This window comes from Thermosynechococcus sp. B3 (assembly GCF_030323045.1).
Classification (GTDB): domain Bacteria; phylum Cyanobacteriota; class Cyanobacteriia; order Thermosynechococcales; family Thermosynechococcaceae; genus Thermosynechococcus.
Genome location: NZ_CP097584.1, coordinates 2127714 through 2142792, shown reverse-complemented (window position 1 = coordinate 2142792; position 15079 = coordinate 2127714). Strand labels below are relative to the sequence as shown.

The window sequence follows — 15079 nt, the reverse complement described above, 5'->3', positions numbered from 1 at the left end:
TATTGTAAATTTCTATGAACGGCTTGCTTTAAGGTCGAGAAATTGTTAAATTAGATACAGAAATAAATCGTTCATCTCTCGCAGGACATCAGTAAACGCTTTTCAGACCGAGTTTAATTGTCAGCGTTGTACCTTCGCGAGGGACGGAAGTAGGGCAACAGATCCCGAAGGAACGCGCCTCAATCAGTCCACCTTGTAATAAAAATGGGGCGAAAATTATGACGACTCTTACTTATCGCGGCGTTCAATACAACTACGTTCCTCCAGCGATCAACAGCCAAGCAACGGATGTCGTGGCCAAGTATCGCGGTAGCACCTATCGTGTGGCTGCTCCGACAAATCCACCGGAAGACTCCTTAAAAATCATGACCTATCGGGGTGTCAAGTATCAAAAAGGCAAACAACCCGCCGGTGTTCCCGCTGCTCGCTTGGCCGATAATGTGGCTTCTGTGCCCGTGACGGCAACGGTTAACGAAATGGCTCGCTCCTTGGCGATGGCACATCATGTGATGATTAAAAGCCGTGAACAAACCCTCCTTGCCCGGATGGCAGAAGCAATCGGCATGCCGGTGGCGGCAGCCCACTACTGGAACCAAATCCAAGGGAAAATTAACCCCGTCTTTGGTGCCACCTACGATCGCTCCCCTGTGGCGCTGAGCTAAGGCAGCAATGACACTGGGTTGAAGTGTTGAGTTGAGTCAGTAGGAAAATAACGAGGGAGTCAGGTCATTCTTGGCTCCCTTTTACTGTGGGCATTAACCCCGCCGATCCCAGGGCCCCCAAATGGCAAAGGTCATCCCCGGATGGTAGAGATTGACAAACATGGTTTGGCCGTCGGGTGAGAAGCAAACCCCTGCCAGTTCTTGATCATTGAGGGCATTGCGCGCAAAGGTGTATAGCTCTCCTTGGGGGGTGATACCAATGAGGCGATTAATGGCATCGTCGCCATCTTCGCAGCAAATGAGATCTCCCCAAGGGGCCATCGTCAAGTTATCGGGATAATCAAGAACCTCTTTGCCGGGGGACTCGACAAACAGCTCAATCGTGCCACCATCTGCTGCGGTGTGACCGGGGCGGTATCGCCAGATTTGGCCTAGCCGCTTTTCACCACCACTGGTGGCTGTAAAGTAAAACTCGCCATTGTGGTAGCAGAGGCCTTCACCGCGTACAAATTGGGCTGCCCCCTTGTCATAGCCCTCATAGCGCACGGTGTCTAGGGGAGGGTCAGGCTGGGTGATATTTACCCATTCCACCTCGAAGGGTTTGCGTAGGGGAAAATCCTGACCGGTGTTAATTTTCGGGTAGCGTTTGATTTTCAAGGCTTGGAGTTGGCCGCCAGCAGCAAGGTTGGTGGGTTCCTTGGGAATAAAGCGATAAAAGAGACTATCGCCGCGATCCTCTGTTTGATAGACGATATGCGTTTGCGGGTCGATGGCGATCGCCTCATGTTGAAAGCGCCCCATTGCCTTGAGGGGAACTGGCGTCACGGGGCCTTGGGCACTGATCGGTACTTCAAAGTTGTAGCCGTGGCGTTTTTGCACCGGACCGCGGTTGGCAGGGTGTTCGGGCGTGGAAATGGTTTCCTCGCAGCTAATCCAACTGCCCCAAAGGGTTTTGCCGCCACCACAATTGCGCGAGGTACCGGCCAAAGAAACGTAATGCTTGAGGAGTTGCCGATCTTTACTCACCACGAGTGTAGTGGTGCCGCCGGGGGCAATGGGGTCATACATCCGCTCCTTGGGAGCCACCACCCCCTGAAAGGCACGGGGTAGCCCCGGATACATCTCATGGTTGCGCACAAGGATGGTCGTGCCATCGGGGCCGGGGAAGGCGGCCATGCCATCATGGAGCGTCGGGACGGGGGCACCATCACTCAGGCGATCGCCCAGCTTGGAAAACACCCGATACTGAAAGCCTGCCGGCAAATCCAACAGGCCATTGGGATCCTTCACCAAGGGGCCAAATCCGCGTGTGGTCAGCAGTTCACCTTGGGCTGCCCGTTGATAGAGAAGCTGTAATCCTTGGGGAAAAAGTGCTGCCCCCATACCGGCGGCGGCAAGGGTGAGGAAGCGACGACGTTGCAAACCCATAAAAAACCCATGTAAACTGCACAACCAACGGCTAAAAGCCGACCCCTATTGTCTTACTGCAAACTTAGGAAGTTATTCAAGGGCGTTTTGTGGCCGATTGCAGATCGCTTGCTAAAATAAAGTCATAATGAGTTTGGATAAGTCAATGCGAGTGATCGATTTGCCCCTCAATGCCATTCGTCGTCCCCTGATGCGGCAAACGGATCCTGCAAAAGTCGCAGCCTTGATGGCCTCCATTGCGGAAATTGGCCAGCAGGAACCCATTGATGTCCTTGAAGTCGAAGGGCAGTACTATGGCTTTTCGGGGTGTCATCGCTACGAAGCCTGTCAACGGCTCGGACTGCCGACGATTCGGGCACGAGTCCGCCGTGCGCCCCGTTCGGTACTGAATCTGCACCTTGCCTAGGTGTCTTGTCAGATTCGCCTCAGTGTGGGATTCTAGCCAATTAGCCCCTCTAGGATAGCGATCGTGACCGGTGTACGCCTTGAAAAACTGACCAAGGTCTATCGCGACCCCCAGCGCGGGCATGATGTCACGGTGCTGCAAGGGATTGATCTGAGGGTCGGTGCGGGCGAGTTTTTGGTGCTGGTGGGGCCTTCGGGGTGTGGCAAAAGTACCCTGCTGCGGCTGATTGCGGGTTTGGATGAACCAACCACGGGCACAATTTGGGTGGGCGATCGCGTGGTCAATGGTTTACCCCCCAAAGCGCGGGACATTGCCATGGTTTTTCAAAGCTATGCCCTCTATCCCCATCTCACGGTTTATGACAACTTGGCCTTTGGCTTGCGCCGCAACTCGCAAATGAATGGCCTGTTACCCGCCCCCATTGAAGCGACCCTGACCCGCTGGACGCGATCGCTCCCCAAGGGGATGCAACTTTCTTTTCCCCGCGAGCGGGCAATTCACCAACGGGTGATGCAGATTGCGGCGATGTTGCAAATTGGTCACTTGCTCTATCGCTATCCCAAACAACTGTCGGGTGGTCAGAAGCAGCGGGTGGCCCTCGGACGAGCCATGGCCCGCAATCCCCAAGTGTTTTTGATGGATGAACCGCTTTCAAACCTTGATGCCAAGCTGCGCACCGAAACCCGCGCTCAAATTGTCCAACTTCAGCGGCAATTGGGCATCACAACCATTTATGTGACCCATGATCAAACGGAAGCGATGACGATGGGCGATCGCATTGTGGTGCTGCACCAAGGTCAAATCCAACAAATTGCCAGCCCCCTCGACCTGTATCAACGCCCTGCCAATCGCTTTGTCGCTGAGTTTATTGGCTCACCGCCAATGAATTTCTTAGCCGTGACCCTCAACCAAGGGAAGATTCAGTACCACCATTGGCAGTTGTCCCTAAGCCAGCCCTTACCCTCGGTATCCAAGGCATGGTTGGGGATTCGTCCTGAGCATTTTGTGCTGGCGACGGCCGATGCAGAGAATACGCTGCCCGTTGAAGTAGATCTGGTGGAAGCCCTTGGCCATGAAACGGGGTTGACGGTTCACCTCACTGCAACAGGAGAATTGTTGCGGGTGCGCTTGCCGGGACAACAGCCGATTCAGCGGGGCGATCGCCTGTATTTGCGCCCTGATCCCCAGCATTTCCACTTCTTTGATGAGCAAACGGGGCAGCGCCTAGAACCATGAGCCAGCGTCTGCAAGCCCGCCTCGCCATGGCCGGCATTACCCGCAAGAGTCAACTACGCCGTAAAGGATTTAGCCGCCAGCAAGCCAATGCCATTTGGTCTGGCGACCTACACCAACTGCGCCTAGAAACCCTCGAACACCTTGCCCAAGTTCTGGGGGTGACTCCCTTGGAGTTGTTTCAGTGGCTCTATGGTGAATCGGCTGCTGAGGCGGCGCTCCAACACCAAGCCCTTCAGATCCTGGAGCCGTTTCTGCGCTTCTGGCCCACTGCCGCTTATGCTGCTAGCCAAAACCCCACCGCCCCCGCCCAGCGGATTTTGCCCCTAGTAAAGCCAGTGTTTCAACTCCTCGAGCAGTGGGGGATTCGGTTGATTGGTGAGGTTGGAGCCTGTGTTCCCTTTGATCCGCACCAGCACCAAAGCGATCGCGTGCCCTTAGAGGAAGGGACACCGGTGCGCATTACCCATGCGGGCTATTGGTGGGGCGATCGCCTGCTCTTTCGGGCGGTGGTGACGCCAGTAGATACTCTTGGACAATCTGCCCCCTCAGCACATGCTCCTGAATCACCCGCTCAATAACTGCTGGCGTTGCCGAGTGATACCAGACGCCATCGGGATAGACCACTAAAATGGGGCCTTGTTGACACACCCGTAGGCAATTGGCCTTTGTGCGAAAAATACAGCCCTCTGGGCGCGGTTGATCCAAGCCCAATTCCTTGAGGCGTTTTTTCAAATACTCCCATGCTTCTAAACCCACTGCCTTGTCACAGCACAGGGGTTTGGTTTGATCAGCACATAGGAATAGATGCCGCTGAATGTGATCAATGCCGAGAGCTGCTACTTGCTGCGCTAACGAAGGAGATGTCATAGTTGGCTTTTTCTAATCTGCAACAAGGGTTTCCGGTGTTGGTAGCACCATTGAGGACGTGGGGGAGGGTTGACGCCGATTCCATTCAATGTCGGGCATTTCCTCAAAAGCCCGCCGCAGGGAGGCCTCCCAGAACTGCCGCACCTTCGACAAAAAAGGATCACCCAAGACAAATTCGGCGCGGTGACAGATCTGAAAGCTATCGGTGCGGTACATGATCAGGTCAAGGGGGGGGCCGACGGAGATATTGGATTTCATCGTTGAATCAAGGGAGAGCAGTGCATACTTTGCCGCCGCATCTACCGGCGTATCGAAGCGCAACGTGCGGTCTAAAATCGGCTTGCCATATTTTGTTTCACCAATTTGAAGAAAGGGAGTTTCGGGGGTCGCTTGCAGAAAGTTGCCCTGACTGTAGATCAGGTAGAGGTAGGGTTCCTCGCCACGAATTTGCCCCCCCACCAGAAATGTGCATTGGTAGTCAATGTTATCTTTGGCCAACCAAGGGCGATGACTATCGGTGACCTCCCGCAGCTTACCACCGACATAGCGGGCTACCTCGTACATATTGGGCAGTGAGTTGAGACTGTGCTCCAACTGACCCTTGAGATCACGGCGAATGAGCGTGAGCACTTCCTGAGTAATTGAAAGGTTACCAGCGGTACAAATGACAATCACCCGCTCCCCCGGCACCGAAAAATCAAAGAGTTTCTGATAGGTGGAAATATAATCCACCCCCGCATTGGTGCGAGAGTCTGCCGCCATCACCAGACCCGACGTGGTGAGAATTCCCAAGCAATATGTCATTTTGCCTATGCTCCGCCAATAACCAAGCACTATAGAGCATATAAGGAATTTGCAGCGATCGCTACGGACGCTGGGCATTGGAAATTGACCTGATCATCCGATAGGGTAGGGTTCGGTGTCACAGCGAAGTTTGCAGCAATGTCAGCCATTCTAGAAACCCTTGCCCTGATTCTCCTGCTGGGATTCTTTGCGGGTCAGTTGGCACGGCGACTAGGGGCACCGGCCTTGATCGGCATGATTCTCGTGGGGATTGTCCTCGGGCCTGCGGCCTTGAATCTGTTGCAAACCAATGTCCTAACGGCAGCCCCCACCTTCCGGGCCGTGGCGGTGATGGTGATTTTGATGAAGGCGGGGCTGGGCTTGGATCGCCAGAAGTTGGCACAACAGGGCACGGTGGCGCTACGCCTCGGTGTATTACCCGCACTGTGTGAAATGGTCGTTGTGGCTGGGGTGGCGATGCTGCTACTGGGATTTGATGTGCGCCAAGGGCTATTGTTGGGGGCGATCGTGGCACCGGAGTCCCCGGCTGTCATTGTGCCGGGCATGCTACGGCTAAAAAGTTTGGGCTGGGGCGTGGACAAGGGGATTAGTGATGCAATTCTCTCGGGCAGTGCTATTTCCGATGTAGTCATACTGCTGCTGTTTAGTCTGCTGATGGGGTCTGAGCATGAGGGAGGATTCCTAGGGGCTTTGCCGCCCGCCTTGGGGGTGAGTGTGCAGGCACTCCTTGAAATTGGTGGTGGCTTGATCGTGGGCTATGGCTTGGCCTGGGCGCTGGTCTTTTTGTTGGTCAAGCAAAACTGGAGTCAAAATCGGGTGCAAACAACCCTCGTGGCAGCAGCAGTGGCCTTGGGAGCAGTGGGCTTGGCCGATCGCCTGCCGTTGTTTTCCGGCTACCTTGCGGTGATGAGTGCCGGCTTCTTCTTGATTGAGATGGATGCCCCCCTAGCGCGGCAATTGCGGGGCGGCTTTGATGTGCTGTGGCAGGTGGCAGAGATTTTTCTCTTCGTGCTGTTGGGTGCCAGTGTCCAGTTGGGGGTGTTGCAAAGTTCCCTCGGTGTGGGTTTGGTGATTTTAGCGGTGGGTACCTTGATTGGGCGGGGCATCGGTTGGTATCTTTCCACCTTAGGCAGTAATTGGACACTCTCCGAACGCCTCTTTTTGCTGCCGGGGAATTCCGCAAAGGCAACGGTGCAAGCGGCGATCGGTGCTTTGCCCTTATCCGCTGGGGTGGCGGGGGGTGAAACGATGCTGGCGATCGCGGTTCTCTCGATCCTGATTACGGCTCCCTTGGGGGCATGGGCAATTCCCACGTTTGCGCCAAAACTCCTGCAAAAGGGCGAGGTGGATCCCACCAAAGTCCTGCTACAACCACGCGTAGTCCTCTTAGCACCGGTGGATGTTTCGAGTGTCACCCCCTACGTTCTCCAAAAGACGGCGGAATTAGCGCGGCGTGCTGATGCGGAAGTGATTGTGCTCCATGTGCAGGACGTACCTGACCCCAAGGCAGTGGCCACACTCGAAGCTCAAATTAAGCAGTACCTCGCAGACATTCGCTATCGTTTCATTGTGACCGCTGGCCCGATTACCGAAGCCATTTTGGATACCGCTGCCCTGTACAACGTGACGGAAATCATTCTTGGCAAACATGGTCAAAAGGGTCTCAAGCGTGTTCTCATGGGGTCTGTGTGTCAGAGTATTCTTGAGACCTCAACTCGACCCGTGTTGATTGTGGAGGAGCCACGCTCGTGATCTCGATTCATCCTCGGTTGCGCCCTGCGTTGGCCGTTAGTCTTGGAGCCATCCCCGCTGCCTTGAGTCGCTTCTTACTGGAGGCCTATTTGGAACCCTATCTTGCGGGTAATGTGCCCTTTGCTACCTTGATTGTGAATGTCACTGGCTGTTTTTTGCTGGGGGTGATTGCTCCCCTTGCCTTTGCCCGCACGTTTGTACTGCACCCCGATTTGCGCTTGCTATTGACAACGGGGTTTATTGGTTCCTACACAACCTTTTCATCCTACGAGTTGGATAACGACAAGCTCTTGGGGATCACAGATGCGGCAGTCGAGGGTTTTTACTGGCTCGGCAGTACGGGGCTGGGATTGCTGGCCTTGGAGTTGGGCAGCCGCTTAGTGCTGCGGGGGTTAGCCGATTGGGAGAAATGGGATGATCTCACCTGAAGGATTGTTGGCGATCGCCCTTGGGGCTGTGCCCGGCGCTTTGACACGCTACTACGTCGGTTTATGGAGCGATCGCCGCTTTGGCACCCTTGTCTTCGGTACCCTGAGCGTGAATCTCATGGGTGCCTTTCTTATGGGCTTTTTGAGCCCTGTTTTAGTCCGTTGGGGGGCACCGCTGTGGCTTAGCTATGGCATCACCGTCGGCTTTTTGGGGTCTTTGACCACCTTTTCTACGTTTATCCTGGAGGTATCGAACCTGCGTCGTGAAGGCTACCCCCGCATTGCGTGGCTGTACTGGCTGAGTACGCCTATCCTCGGGTTTCTCTGTGTGGAAGCCGGCATTGGCCTCTCCCATTGGATGTAGCTCAACGGCTAGCCGCCAATACTGGCCAGTAGCTTTGCTTCCTCCTCCTTGGAAATGAGGCGACCTTGGTTTTCGTAGTCGGGAATTTGGTCAAAGTAGAGGTAGCGATAGAGATCCGCTGCAAAGGGATCAATTTTCCGCGTCACAATCTCTAGGTACTCCTCGCGGGTGGGAATGCGCCCCAGTAGGGCACAAACTGCTGCTAGCTCTGCAGAACCAAGATAGACCCGTGCCCCTTTGCCCATGCGGTTATTAAAGTTGCGGGTGGAGGTGGAGAAAACCGTGGTGTGATCAGCAACACGGGCTTGGTTGCCCATGCACAGGGAGCAGCCTGGCATTTCCATGCGGGCACCAGCGGCAGCAAAAATGCTATAGTAGCCCTCTTCGCGCAACTGCTGCTCATCCATGCGGGTGGGGGGTGCAATCCAGAGGCGAACCTTCACCACCCCCTCTCCTTCCAGTACCTTGGCAGCGGCACGGTAGTGGCCAATATTGGTCATACAGGAGCCAATAAAGACCTCCTGCACTGGATCGCCAGCACATTCGGAGAGGGTTTTGATATTGTCGGGGTCATTGGGGGCAGCCACAAGGGGTTCCTTGATTTGATCTAGATCCACCTCAATCACATCGGCATACTCGGCATCCGGATCGGCAGAGAGGAGACTGGGATTGGCCAGCCATGCCTCCATCTTTTTCACCCGCCGTAGAATCGTACGCGCATCGCCGTAGCCACGAGCCACCATATTTTTCAGGAGGGCTACATTGGAGCGCAGGTAGGTTGCCACCGTTTCTTCACTGAGTTTAATCGTGCACCCTGCGGCCGATCGCTCCGCTGTGGCATCGGTGAGTTCAAAGGCCTGCTCCAGTTGCAAGTGCGGCAGCCCCTCCATTTCCATGATCCGTCCGGAGAAAACATTCTTCTTATTCTCCTTGGCAACGGTGAGCTTACCCTGCTGAATGGCCACATAGGGAATGGCATTGACAATGTCCCGCAGCGTCACCCCCGGTTGCAACGCACCTTTGAAGCGCACCAGCACCGACTCCGGCATATCCAAAGGCATCACCCCCAAGGCCGCTGCAAAGGCGACCAAGCCAGAACCTGCTGGGAACGAAATGCCCAAGGGAAAACGGGTATGGGAATCGCCCCCCGTGCCCACGGTATCGGGCAGTAGCATGCGGTTGAGCCAAGAGTGAATAATGCCATCCCCCGGTCGCAGTGAGACGCCCCCCCGCGAGGTCATAAAGTCTGGCAGTTCTTTGTGGGTTTTGATGTCAACGGGCTTGGGATAAGCCGCGGTATGGCAGAAACTTTGCAAGACCAAATCCGCACCAAAGCCAAGGCAGGCCAGCTCCTTGAGTTCATCGCGGGTCATTGGGCCTGTCGTATCCTGGGAGCCAACCGTTGTCATCACGGGTTCACAGTAGGTGCCGGGGCGCACGCCAGGCAGACCACAGGCTTTACCGACAATCTTTTGTGCCAAGGTATAGCCCTTACTGCTCTCAACGGGGGGCTTGGGACGAGTAAAGAGGGGACTGGGTTCTCGGCCAAGGGCAGCCCGTGCTTTGTCGGTGAGGGTACGCCCAATGAGAAGGGGAATGCGCCCCCCCGCTCGCACTTCATCCAAGAGGGTAGCGGGCTTGAGGGTAAACACACTGATGACCTCCCCCGCTGCATTGGTGATTTCGCCGCGGTAGGGGTAGATCGTGATCACATCCCCCATATTCATTTGGGTAACATCGCACTCAATGGGCAGGGCGCCGGAGTCCTCCATGGTGTTGAAGAAAATGGGGGCAATTTTGCCACCGAGACAGACGCCCCCGGTGCGCTTATTGGGGACGTAGGGAATGTCGCGACCAATGTGCCAAATCACGGAGTTGGTGGCGGATTTGCGGGAGGAACCAGTGCCAACCACATCCCCCACATAGGCAAGGGGGTAGCCCTTTTGCTTCAGTTCGGCAATGATTTGCAGTGCCCCCGGCAAGCGGCTTTCCAGCATCACCGTAGCGTGCAGCGGAATATCGGGGCGAGTGGTGGCATGGGGGGCAGGGGAAAGATCATCGGTGTTGGTTTCACCCGCCACTTTGAAGACAGTGACGGTAATCGCTTCTGGAAGGGGTTCACGGCAGGTAAACCAGTCACCATTAGCCCAAGATTCCATCACTTGACGGGCATAGGTATTCCCTTGGTGCATCAGGTCTTGGACATCGTGAAAGGCGTCATAGACCAAGAGGGTATGACTGAGGGCAGTGGCCGCCGCACGGGCAAGTTCTGGGTTCTCATGGCGCAGCAGCTCAATGAGGGATTGAACGTTGTAGCCCCCCAGCATTGTCCCTAGGAGTTCCACCGCTGCCACGGGAGTGATGAGGGGACTGGTGAGTTCTCCTTTGGCGATCGCTGTCAAAAAGCCGGCTTTAATGTAGGCCGCTTCATCGACACCGGGGGGCACGCGATCGCGAATTAGGTGCAGTAGGTAGTCTTCTTCGCCCGCTGGGGGGTGTTGCAGGAGATCACAGACCGCCGAGGTTTCTGCCGCCGTCAGGGGCAAGGGGGGAATTCCCAAGGCAGCACGCTCTTGGGTTTGCTGACGGTATTGGCTGAGTACGGTTGTGTCCACGCGCTGTTGACCTCAATTTGGCTCCAAGGAAAAACAAAATCATTTAGGTGCGGATCTAGATTTTAGAGTACAGATTCCCCTTTGGTGGTTTAGTTGCCTGCCATATCCTTGCCCCTATCGCCAGTCCCGCTGTAACTCTTCAGCAACGCGGCGGTAATCCGCTTGAGCTTCCTTCGCCTGCTTGCCCTTCCATTGGGTAATGGGAACCCCATCGAGAGCCGCCCGTTCATGGGCTTTGTAGGCGCGGATAAAGGAGTGACAGGCTGCTACCCCCAACTGCAAGAGCGTATTTTGGGCTTCGAGGGCTTCATTGACACAGCGGGGGTCAACGCGGGTGAGCAGGACGCGGTGGGGAACGTTAGACGGTTGCACCACTTGCTTCACTGTTTCAATGAGGGCGGCAAGGTCAATGGGGGCGGGGGGGGTGGGCAGCACCAGATAGTCGGCGATCGGTACCACCGCTGCTAGGGCACTGGAGGCTAAGGCCGGCGGCGTATCGACAACAATCAAGTCATAGCCAGAGAGCTGGCGCACATTGCTGAGGAGTTTTGGGTTGACCTCCTGCGCGAGATCGAAGCCCATGGATTGGCCACTGCGCTGAAACCACCACGTCGCCGAGGCTTGGGGATCCGTATCCACCAACAACACTTTGTACTGCTCGGCATAGGTGGCTGCTAGGTTGATTGCCGTTGTGGTTTTACCAACGCCTCCCTTACCGTTCAGGACAGCGAGCAGACGGGGTTCAGCCAAGGCCCTATCCTCCTAAAACTGCCGCAGAAAGCGCAAATCGCTGGTGTAAAAGCGGCGAATATCATCAATTTGATGCAGCACCATGGCAAACCGCTCCACACCGAATCCGGCGGCAAAGCCCGTGTAGACCTCTGGATCGTAGCCGACATTTTTGAGCACAGCAGGATCCACCATGCCACAGCCCATCACCTCTAGCCAGCGTCCTTGCCACTGCACATCCACCTCCGCCGAGGGTTCCGTAAAGGGGAAATAGCTGGCACGGAAACGAATGGGAACATCGCCAAAGAGTGCCGCCAGAAAGGTGGTGACGGTACCCTTGAGGTCGGTAAAGGTCAGCCCCTCATCCACTGCCAAAATCTCAATCTGATGGAACACAGCCGCGTGGGTGGCATCCTCCGTATCCCGCCGGTAACAGCGGCCGGGGGCAACGATCCGAATGGGGGGATCATTGAGTTCCATGTAGCGAATCTGCACCGAGGAGGTGTGGGTGCGCAGCAGATTGCCATCGGGCAGGTAAAAGGTGTCCTGCATATCGCGCGCCGGGTGATCTGCAGGTGTATTCAGCGCCTCAAAGTTGTAGTAGTCGCTTTCCATTTCGGGGCCATTGGCAACGGTATAGCCGAGACCCACAAAAATATCGAGGATGCGGTCAATGGTGCTATTGAGGGGATGAATGTGCCCTTGGGGACGATAGATGCCCGGCAGGGTGACATCAAGGCTTTCAGCCGCCAGTTGGGCAGCAATTTTTTCGGCTTGCAGGGTTTCGCGGCGGGCTTCTAGTTCTTGGAGCAGTTTTTCCTTGAGGGTGTTGGCGAGGGTACCGATGGTGGGGCGATCGCTAGGGGGCAGTTTGCCCATAAGGGCGAGAATTTGTGAGAGTTCGCCTTTTTTGCCCAAGTAGGCAACGCGCAATTGCTCTAGGGTATCGAGGCTGCGGGCTGCAGCGATCGCCTGTAGGGCTTTGGCTTCTAAATCTTTAAGTTGTTGGCTGAGCCGATCACGATCAAGGGTGGGGGTCGTCATGGCAAAATGCAGTTGCGGGGTGCACAAATGGCAACAATTTCGGTCAAGATAAAGCATTCCCACCTGTTGGGAATAAGCCTTGATTATAACGCTATGCCCGCAGTTGCGATCGCGATGGTTCTCGAATGCCGATTCCTAACCTCACCAGCCAGCCTAAACAGACGGTCAGTCAGTGGCTAGCCAGCGCACCCCAAGCCTTTCTCCGTTCACCGCGGTTTTCTGCGAACCGCGAGCAACAGATGGCGATCGCTGCCTGTGGGCTGTGGTTTTTGGCCCAACTTCTTTACCTGCACGATTTGTCTACAACCCCTTGGCCGTGGCTCGAAAGTGTGGTGGAGGCCGCCGCCGTCGTCATCATTGGTGGTTTCCCAGTGCTGTGGTGGGCAAGGGGCCAGCGGGATTTTAATAAGATGGCTCAACGGTGGCCGGGGCGGTTGCTCCTCAGTTTGGCACTGTACATTGCCATTGGCTTGATTCTCCCCCAAGCAGGCCGCTTTCCTTGGCAGCGGGTTCTCACCAATTTAATCTTTGCTGATCAGCCGTGGCTGAACTTGCTGATCTTTCTCGGAGGCGTCTGGGCCATGGTGCGCGTCCCTTTCCTCTTGCGGCAGCAAACCACACCGCCACCAGTGTTGTGGGCTTGGATCAGTGGAGCAGCGCTTTATTTGTTGCTCAGCCACAGTGGGTTGATTTCGCCAGCCTTCCCCAAGGCGTACACGGAAGGATTCATCATTACCCCTATCTATTTGCTCCTATGTGCTTGGGGCGATTGGCAGCGGCGACACCCCCCACGGGCGACCCCCACGGGATTGGGACTACACGACCTTCCCCTAATTGCGGTCTCGCTTTTTAGCCTCTACTGGTTCTCGACCCCCTACTTTCGCTTTGGCCCTTTTGTGGCACTGCAACTGTTTATTTTGGTGATCATTTTTGGCGGTGGGCTGGGGCGATCGCACTTTGGCTATAGCTTTGAACCCCGCTGGCGCGATGCTCGTTTATTGGCGGCAATGTTCTTGGCAGCTTTGGTAACCATGGTGCCCTTGGGGAGTCTATTGGGCTTTTTGCCCTTGGCGAAATTTAACTTGACGCCTTCGCCTTTGGCGGTGTTTGTCTATGTCACCCTCTTTGCAATGCGGGTGGGTATTTTTGAGGAGGTGCTCTTTCGCAGTGGTTTGATGATTTTCGTGCGGGATCTGTGGCAGCACTATGGGGGCGATCGCCAGCGGCCGGTGGTTATTGCTTGGGGTGCCATTCTCATTTGTTCGCTGCTTTTTGGTATTCTCCATGTAGGCAATGAGCCGAATGCCGATATTCAACTGCCCCTCATGGCCTACCGAGCGGTGTATATCATCATGGCAACCTTGGCCTCCCTCTTTTACTGCCTCACCTTTGCCTGTACCCAGCGCCTCTGGGCGGGCGTTCTCCTGCATGGTCTGGTGGATGCGATCGCCGTCGTCTTTTTTGGCGCTGCCCTTGTTGCCCCTTTCTAGCGCACCACAATCACAGGCACACCCGGCTTGACTTTCTCAAAAAGCTCCTCAATGTCGCGGTTGTACATCCGCACGCAACCGTGGGAAACCGCCTGACCAATGGAATCCGGATGGGGGGTACCGTGCAGCCCAACCCAATTGGTGCCATCACTCCAAAAGCCAATCCAACGCCGCCCCAAGGGGTTCCGCGGATGGCCGCCGGCAATCACTGCCCCAGTAAAGGGATTTTTCCAAGCGGGATCGCGAATCATCTCCCGCACTTGAAATTGACCTGTGGGGGTTTCCCACCCCGGACGACCCACGGCCACTGGATACCGGCGCAGGGGAGTTTGTCCTTGATAGAGGGTCAATTGGCGCCGTGATAGGCTGATTTCTAGGCGCAGGGGAGCGGTGACCGCCGGTGGAGGAGCAGTAGCAAGGGCAAAGGGGAGACGACCCAAAAGACTCAAACTCACCCAGCCAACAACCGCGATCGCTCGCTGGCCAGCTTTTAGGAAGCCTTGTGCTTTCATTACTCAATTCACTCCTACCACTGTGAGATTGGCATTGGGGAATAATAGATAGCTACGTTGCCACTGAAAAATTTTTCAAAATTCTAGATGAATGACCAAGTTCTCCGCTATTTACCCCTTGCAACGGGGGTTTTGGGGGGCACACTTCTCCTCATCAATCGCCTCTTGACCCCCACCCTGACCCCTTCCCAGGCACGCGCCGATGTCGTGGGAGTGATCCTTGCGGCGGTGCTCATTTTAACGACGCTAATTTGGCAGCGGGTGCAGCCCCGACCGCCAGAAGCCGTGATTCTTGAAGGGGAAGAGGGATTTGAACTTGCCGATGATCTGGATGCTGCCCTGAAAACAGAGCTGGCTTGGCTGTCCTATACCTTGCTGAAGAATACGCCGACAAAGTCCATTGTCATTTGGCGGGCCGATCGCCCCCTCCTGCGGCGCGGTATTCTGGGGCCCAAACCAATGAGCGCCACGGGTGCCATTGTCCAGCGCGCCCTGCAAACCCAACGCCCCATCTATTTAGTGAATTTAGCCCTTTACCCCGGACGCATTGAATTTGACTATTTGCCCCCCAATACCCAAGGGGTGATCTGCCAACCGGTGGATGCGCAAACGGTGATGATTCTCGGCACCAATGCCCCCCGCTGCTATACCCAGCAGGATGAACAGTGGGTAGCTGCCCTTGCCGCAAAATTCGCCCAGGTGCTGGCAGAACAGTACAATAAAGCCTAGACACGCTTGTAAG

Annotated in this window: 16 protein-coding genes and 1 riboswitch; of the genes, 9 read left to right on the top strand and 7 right to left on the bottom strand. The window is 55.6% G+C overall.

Translation table 11 applies throughout. The annotated features are described in order from the left end of the window. The first annotated feature begins 66 nt into the window (after positions 1 to 66). Positions 67 to 179, top strand: a riboswitch (Glutamine riboswitch). A gap of 39 nt (positions 180 to 218) precedes the next feature. Next, the gene (locus tag M0646_RS10580) at positions 219 to 662 is read left to right on the top strand and encodes a DUF4278 domain-containing protein (protein WP_149820668.1); all 444 of its coding nucleotides are present in this window, start codon (positions 219 to 221) and stop codon (positions 660 to 662) included. Between the two features lie 93 nt (positions 663 to 755). On the opposite strand, the gene M0646_RS10575 is transcribed toward M0646_RS10580, so the two are convergent. Beyond that, positions 756 to 2090 (bottom strand): alkaline phosphatase PhoX, encoded by a 1335-nt coding sequence (locus M0646_RS10575; protein WP_286649626.1) that lies wholly within the window; start codon positions 2088 to 2090, stop codon positions 756 to 758. Positions 2091 to 2235: 145 nt separating this feature from the next. On the opposite strand from M0646_RS10575, the gene M0646_RS10570 reads away from it, so the two are divergent. The 3 genes from M0646_RS10570 (at position 2236) to M0646_RS10560 (ending at position 4310) form a co-directional block, all read left to right on the top strand. Beyond that, positions 2236 to 2496: a ParB N-terminal domain-containing protein gene (locus M0646_RS10570; protein ID WP_149820664.1), complete on the top strand. Its 261-nt coding sequence runs from the start codon at positions 2236 to 2238 to the stop codon at positions 2494 to 2496. Positions 2497 to 2559: 63 nt separating this feature from the next. After that, the gene (locus M0646_RS10565; protein ID WP_315863000.1) at positions 2560 to 3732 is read left to right on the top strand and encodes an ABC transporter ATP-binding protein; all 1173 of its coding nucleotides are present in this window, start codon (positions 2560 to 2562) and stop codon (positions 3730 to 3732) included. Then, positions 3729 to 4310, top strand: a complete 582-nt coding sequence (locus tag M0646_RS10560) for a helix-turn-helix domain-containing protein (RefSeq protein ID WP_286625652.1) — start codon at positions 3729 to 3731, stop codon at positions 4308 to 4310. Before M0646_RS10565 ends, M0646_RS10560 begins: the two co-directional genes overlap by 4 nt. On the opposite strand, the gene M0646_RS10555 is transcribed toward M0646_RS10560, so the two are convergent. Continuing rightward, positions 4192 to 4599, bottom strand: coding sequence for a ferredoxin (locus tag M0646_RS10555; protein ID WP_149820658.1), 408 nt, complete (start codon positions 4597 to 4599; stop codon positions 4192 to 4194). The genes M0646_RS10560 and M0646_RS10555 overlap by 119 nt on opposite strands. A 12-nt stretch (positions 4600 to 4611) precedes the next feature. Beyond that, positions 4612 to 5403 carry a proteasome-type protease gene (locus M0646_RS10550; protein ID WP_190278070.1) on the bottom strand — a complete coding sequence of 264 codons (792 nt, stop codon included), beginning with the start codon at positions 5401 to 5403 and terminating at the stop codon, positions 4612 to 4614. Positions 5404 to 5541: 138 nt separating this feature from the next. On the opposite strand from M0646_RS10550, the gene M0646_RS10545 reads away from it, so the two are divergent. Genes M0646_RS10545 through M0646_RS10535 form a run of 3 tightly spaced genes read left to right on the top strand, consistent with a single transcriptional unit; the run spans position 5542 to position 7947 of the window. Further along, positions 5542 to 7155, top strand: a complete 1614-nt coding sequence (locus M0646_RS10545; protein WP_286625651.1) for a sodium:proton antiporter — start codon at positions 5542 to 5544, stop codon at positions 7153 to 7155. Then, positions 7152 to 7583, top strand: coding sequence for a fluoride efflux transporter CrcB (gene crcB, locus M0646_RS10540; protein ID WP_226971950.1), 432 nt, complete (start codon positions 7152 to 7154; stop codon positions 7581 to 7583). The genes M0646_RS10545 and crcB overlap by 4 nt, the downstream gene beginning before the upstream one ends. After that, entirely contained in the window at positions 7570 to 7947 is a 378-nt protein-coding gene (locus M0646_RS10535) for a CrcB family protein (RefSeq protein ID WP_286649625.1), read from the top strand. Before crcB ends, M0646_RS10535 begins: the two co-directional genes overlap by 14 nt. Positions 7948 to 7955: 8 nt before the next feature. Here M0646_RS10535 and acnB read toward each other — a convergent pair whose 3' ends face one another. The 3 genes from acnB to pheS all read right to left on the bottom strand — a co-directional run bounded on the left by acnB (position 7956) and on the right by pheS (position 12335). Further along, complete coding sequence (gene acnB, locus M0646_RS10530; RefSeq protein WP_286649624.1) at positions 7956 to 10562, bottom strand: bifunctional aconitate hydratase 2/2-methylisocitrate dehydratase; 2607 nt, start codon at positions 10560 to 10562, stop codon at positions 7956 to 7958. A gap of 114 nt (positions 10563 to 10676) precedes the next feature. After that, positions 10677 to 11312, bottom strand: a complete 636-nt coding sequence (locus M0646_RS10525) for a ParA family protein (protein WP_286649623.1) — start codon at positions 11310 to 11312, stop codon at positions 10677 to 10679. A gap of 12 nt (positions 11313 to 11324) precedes the next feature. Then, positions 11325 to 12335, bottom strand: a complete 1011-nt coding sequence (gene pheS, locus M0646_RS10520; protein WP_286649622.1) for a phenylalanine--tRNA ligase subunit alpha — start codon at positions 12333 to 12335, stop codon at positions 11325 to 11327. Positions 12336 to 12460: 125 nt separating this feature from the next. On the opposite strand from pheS, the gene M0646_RS10515 reads away from it, so the two are divergent. Continuing rightward, a complete protein-coding gene (locus M0646_RS10515) occupies positions 12461 to 13825 on the top strand; it encodes a CPBP family intramembrane glutamic endopeptidase (protein ID WP_286649621.1) in 1365 nt (454 codons plus the stop codon). On the opposite strand, the gene M0646_RS10510 is transcribed toward M0646_RS10515, so the two are convergent. Next, a complete protein-coding gene (locus M0646_RS10510; RefSeq protein WP_286649620.1) occupies positions 13822 to 14337 on the bottom strand; it encodes a L,D-transpeptidase in 516 nt (171 codons plus the stop codon). The genes M0646_RS10515 and M0646_RS10510 overlap by 4 nt on opposite strands. A gap of 87 nt (positions 14338 to 14424) precedes the next feature. On the opposite strand from M0646_RS10510, the gene M0646_RS10505 reads away from it, so the two are divergent. Beyond that, positions 14425 to 15066 (top strand): cofactor assembly of complex C subunit B, encoded by a 642-nt coding sequence (locus tag M0646_RS10505; RefSeq protein WP_286649619.1) that lies wholly within the window; start codon positions 14425 to 14427, stop codon positions 15064 to 15066. Positions 15067 to 15079 lie beyond the last annotated feature (13 nt).